The following is a 5,324-nucleotide window of genomic DNA, read 5'->3' as shown; positions in this document are numbered from 1 at the left end:
TCCTGACTCAATTTTTAATAAGAAAGTAATTTTCTAATAGATATAGTCATCTTGAATGATTTGTGAAAAAAGCGGTAAGGGTGGGATTTCCCCAACCCAAAATCGGATGGGTTGGTAGAGCAAACCTTTACCAGAAAATTTGACAACCTCTGGAAAATTGCTATCCCAACTTAGAGAAATTATCCCCATGATTTTTTCCTTTTTCCCTCCTCAAGTAATTGCTTCTATAAAATTATGATAGATATTTTCAAGTTTTTTATATTCAGATAACACTTCAGTTTCTAACTTGTCAAACCTGGCTAATTCTTCTCCTCTATTAATTTCTCGTTCCTCTTTTTGCTTAAGTAAATTATCTAATTCACTCTGGCGAGATTGAATATCATCATCTATCCTGTCACTTACTTCTTGCTCATAATTATCAAAGCATTCTTTAATTGCATCATAGATTGGTTGCCATTGTTCCTGAGCAACTTGAGGTAAATGTTTTACTAGCTCCTTTTTAGTTACTTGAACTAACTGTTTTTTGGCTTTGTCTGCTTGCATTACTCCTACTCCTAAACCTAATAATGCTAAACCAACCGGACTTAAAGTTATTCCAGTTATTGTACCAATAATTGTTCCTATTCCTGCCACAGTGACTAAGTTTAATAAAATATTTTTCCAGTCAAAACCAGCTCCTGCCATTGCCATACCGGCAATATTTCCTCTGGCTAAAGAAAATAATCCCATCGCCCATTTTGCCCAAGTGGGAGAGTCATCTTCCTGACCAGAACTGTTGAAAGAATTAACTTTTTTTCCTGTCATTTTTTCAGTGATTTTATCTGTCACTTTAGTGTAAGAAGCACCATAATGAGCAGCCATTCTTGATAGTTCTAAAAATGCTGCATCCATTTCATTTTCCACAGTTATCGTCCAGTCAGCTAATTTATCATTAATATATTGTTCAAATGCTTTTTTTAATTCTGCTTCAAATCCTTCTCGTTTCTCTTTATTCAGAAAATCCATAAAGTTTAAATTTGGCTGATAACGTAAAAAGTCAGTCTCAAAAGTATCACCTAAATTTAAAACATAAGAGCGAAAAGAATCAGCCACAACTCTAGCTTTCTTATCCCGAATTATTCTAATTTCCTTTTGAAATTGGTCGCGAATTTCTGTAAGTTTTTTAAACTCTGGTTCCACAGAACTAATCCTAGCTTTTAACTCATTTACATCCTCATCTAATAAAGGTTTTCTACGAGCGATCGCCTCCTGAACATGACTATTAGCTTGACTAGCTAAAATCTGAGCTTGTCGAAATTCTTGAGCTGCTCTTTCTTTAGTTAAAAAATGATTTAAAGCGCCCATAAATTCTGGAAAACCTGTTCCTTCTAGAGAAGCAAAACTATTTTTTATCCGCCGTCGCAAAGCAGGCAAAGCAGATATTGCAAATACCCTTTCTTGATAAATATTTTGACCATCAATCAGACAATATTCAGCTAAATTAGCATGAAAAACTTTTTGAACTTTTGCCTCTGCTTCTTCTAATTCTTCGGCATCATCTGGATCGATTAAACTTTCTCGAATTTGGTCAAAAGCATTAATCAGAAAAAAGACGCTCAGACCCCTATTTTTAATATAATTTTCTAAATAACGACGTTCTCCCAAAGTACAAGGTTGAGTTGCTCTCATCACAAATAAAATGGCATGACAATTATTAATATATCCCAGAGATAATTCATTCCTTGCCTCCGTATCATTCAATCCCGGACTATCAACAATTTCTATACCTTTTTCTAATAGTGCCAGAGGATATTCAACTACAGCATAATCAACATCAGGAAAAGCTTGTTTATTCTCCTTTTCTAGTCTTTTCGCTTCTGCCGGATCGATTGTATAATTGCGTTTAAAAACTTTAAAATCTAAATCTTCAGGATTTTTCCCATCATTAAAATGAACCGTTACTTTTTTCTGCGTTCCATAGCGCAAAATAGTTAATAAAGCTGTGCAAGGATTAACATCACTGGGAAGAATATTTTCACCAATTAAAGCATTTAAAAAAGTGCTTTTGCCTCGTTTCATATCTCCCAAAACCATTAACCGAAACACACCCTCTCGGAGATTTTTACTAGCAACCTTAATATCCTCTATTTCTCTTGCTAAACCCAACTCACCAGAAGTTTGTTTACCTGCTAATTCTGCTACTTCTAATGTCTCAGATATTTTTGCTAAACTCTGAGCAACTTTGGCACGAACTTCCGCTACTTTTGCCAAATCTTGAATAAAATTTTCAGCTTCTATTTTGTTAGTCATGTTGTTTTTTATTTTCTAATAGAATAAGTATAGCGCTATGGGCAAGTCAAAAGTTAAAAGTAATATCTGACTGAGTTTGCGTAATGCTATAACAAGGAACAAAAAATATACTTTGATACTTGAGCTAAGGATTAAGATAACACAAAATTGTTTTTTCTTCCTTCCTTCTTGAAAATTTTATCCTCAATGAATTAAATTTGCTCAACTATAAACACTGAGAATTAATAGACATCTCCAAAAATAAAAAATGAAATCAATTCAAGATATGAAATTATTGATTTCATTCCCTATTCCCTATTCCCTATTCCCTGACTTCTGCAAGAATTCTAATAGTTATAATTAAAGCTCTTAATAGGGTTTTAACTATAAGTTATAGATATTGTTCAAGCTCTACTACAAACAAAAACTTTTGGTACTGATAACTGATAACTGATAACTGATAACTGATAACTGACTATAACCACTCTGTCTGTTGCTGTAAACAAGCTAAAGCAACCTCAGTTTCCACTTGAGTAAACTGAGTATAAAATCGACTCACACTCAAAAATGGGCGAGGAGTATCCAACACAATTAAGCGATCGCAACATTCCCTCAAATCTGGAAGCAACTCTGGAGGAGCAACTGGTACACATATCCAAACAGCATTAGGTTTCTGTAACTGAATAGACTTAACTGCAGCTATCATCGTCATTCCTGTAGCTATTCCATCATCAACCAAGATCGCTAACCTACCTAGAGAACTAACTTCAGGTTTTCCAATAGTCAGTTTTTCTAATTGAGATAAAGCTTTTTGCTGTGCTTTTTCAATCAAAGTATCTTGAACTTCTAAACTCTGTGGTTTCTGCTTTGACCAAACTACACAACCATCTGCTGTTACAGCACCGAGAGCTAATTCTGGATTAGACGGTAAAGTAATTTTCTTAGCCACCACCACACTCAATGGACAACCCAACCGACGAGCAACTGGCACTCCTACTGGCAACCCTCCTCTTGGGAGAGCATAGACAATAGGGTTGAGTTGCTGATCTGTGGTCGAATTTTCATGGCAAAAGTGGGAAAAAATTACTTCTGCCAACTTTGTTCCGGCATCAGTGCGATCGCGAAAGATATGGATAGATGACATAATTTTGATAATGAATAATGGATAATGAATAATGGATAATTGATAACTAATCCTAAGACTGTGAGAAGCAAAGGCAACTTTGATATCTGATACGGGGATAAAATTTTGTCTGTATCTTGAAACCATATTCAACCTGTCCATAGACGAGATAAATACAATTACTCGTTTTAAGTATATTTTTTCTAAGAGGTTTAAAGCTTCTTCTTTTAAGGAGAAAAAAGAAATAAGATTTCTTGACTTGATTCAACCCTCTCGGTTTTAACCAAGGGTAATTATTCATTATCAATTATCTATGATCCATTATCCATTAATGAATATTGACCTTTACATTTTAACAACTGATAACTTATAAATTATAACTGACAACTAATAGCTGATAACTGATAACTGATAACTGGTAACTGAAATTATGTCTAGTGAAAAACAACTTAGTCTCTTTGACTTGTCAAACAATGATGACTCCTCAGCATCTACCTCTGACTCTGACTCCGACTTTAGTCTGATTCCTACAAATGCTAAAATTCCTATTCCATCTGGAAAATATAAAACAATGGAAGAAATAGCGGTTCACTGTAACCAATGCTGCAGATGTGAACTGGGGGAAAACCGGACTAATGCTGTTATTGGTAGAGGCAACCCCAAGGCAGATATTATGATTATTGGGGAAGCACCTGGTCAAAATGAAGATGAACAAGGTCTGCCTTTTGTGGGTAAGTCTGGGCAACTGCTTGATAAAATTTTGCAGTCTGTGGAGTTGAGTAGCGATCGCCACGTTTATATTTCTAATGCTATTAGGTGCCGTCCACCGGAAAACCGGACTCCTACTTCTAAAGAAATAGAAGCTTGTAAACCCTATTTATTGGAGCAAATACGTCTTGTCGATCCAAAAATTATTCTTTTAACTGGGGCAACAGCGGTTAAAGCTTTAACTGGTGATAAGCGCGGTATTACTAAAATTCGGGGGCAATGGATGGAGTGGGAGGGGCGACTTTGTATGCCGATTTTTCATCCAGCTTATCTTTTGCGTAATCCTTCTAAGGAAGTTGGTAAACCAAAGTGGTTGATGTGGCAAGATATTCAGGCGGTTAAGCAAAAGTTGGAAGAGCTTGAAAATGATGATAGTTCTATTGATTTTTGAACAGGGAGTATCGTTTCATTTCCTGAAGCTCTCGGAGCTGGATGATGAAATTTTTCCTTTTATTGCGTATAGAGCAATAGTCGTTTCATTTCCTGAAGCTCCCGGAGCTAGATGAGCAAAATTTTGCCTTTTTCCTTTTATTGCGTATAGAGAAATAGTCGTTTCATTTCCTGAAGCTCCCGGAGCTGGATGAGCAAAATTTTCTCTTTTATTGCGGATAGAGAAATAGTCGTTTCATTTCCTGAAGCTCCCGGAGGCGGAGGATAAAATTTTGCCTTTTTCCTTTTATTGCGGATAGAGAAATAGTCGTTTCATTTGCTGAAGCTCCCGGAGCTGGATGAGCAAAATTTTCTCTTTTATTGCGGATAGAGAAATAGTCGTTTCATTTCCTGAAGCTCCCGGAGACGGATGAGCAAAATTTTCTCTTTTATTGCGTATAGAGAAATAGTCATTTCATTTCCTGAAGCTCCCGGAGACGGATGAGCAAAATTTTGCCTTTTTCCTTTTATTGCGGATAGAGAAATAGCCGTTGCATTTTCTGAAGCTTCCGGAGGCGGATGATGAAATTTTTCTCTTTTATTGCGTATAGAGCAATAGTCGTTTCATTTCCTGAAGCTCTCGGAGCTGGATGATGAAATTTTTCTCTTTTATTGCGTATAGAGCAATAGTCGTTTCATTTTCTGAAGCTCCCGGAGCTGGATGAGCAAAATTTTTCTCTTTTATTGCGTATAGAGCAATAGTCGTTTCATTTGCTGAAGCTCCCGGAGCTGGATA

Annotated in this window: 4 protein-coding genes; 1 reads left to right on the top strand and 3 read right to left on the bottom strand. The window is 36.1% G+C overall.

The window, feature by feature from the left end:
• Window positions 1-210 precede the first annotated feature (210 nt).
• Together F6K40_RS38535 and F6K40_RS38530 are read right to left on the bottom strand one after the other, a co-directional pair.
• The gene (locus F6K40_RS38535; protein ID WP_293145078.1) at window positions 211-2,289 is read right to left on the bottom strand and encodes a dynamin family protein; all 2,079 of its coding nucleotides are present in this window, start codon (window positions 2,287-2,289) and stop codon (window positions 211-213) included.
• Between the two features lie 454 nt (window positions 2,290-2,743).
• Window positions 2,744-3,412, bottom strand: a complete 669-nt coding sequence (locus F6K40_RS38530; RefSeq protein WP_293145075.1) for a phosphoribosyltransferase — start codon at window positions 3,410-3,412, stop codon at window positions 2,744-2,746.
• 409 nt (window positions 3,413-3,821) lie between these two features.
• Here F6K40_RS38530 and F6K40_RS38525 point away from each other — a divergent pair, with 409 nt between their 5' ends.
• Window positions 3,822-4,550 carry a uracil-DNA glycosylase gene (locus F6K40_RS38525; protein ID WP_293145072.1) on the top strand — a complete coding sequence of 243 codons (729 nt, stop codon included), beginning with the start codon at window positions 3,822-3,824 and terminating at the stop codon, window positions 4,548-4,550.
• A 576-nt stretch (window positions 4,551-5,126) separates the two neighbouring features.
• Here F6K40_RS38525 and F6K40_RS38520 read toward each other — a convergent pair.
• A partial coding sequence (locus tag F6K40_RS38520; protein ID WP_293145069.1) for a hypothetical protein occupies window positions 5,127-5,324 on the bottom strand: 198 nt, incomplete at its 5' end.

Origin of the sequence: Okeania sp. SIO3I5 (assembly GCF_010672085.1) — a bacterium.
GTDB lineage: Bacteria > Cyanobacteriota > Cyanobacteriia > Cyanobacteriales > Microcoleaceae > Trichodesmium.
The sequence above is the reverse complement of the archived record's forward strand: the minus strand, read 5'-3'. Positions and strand labels throughout refer to the sequence as shown.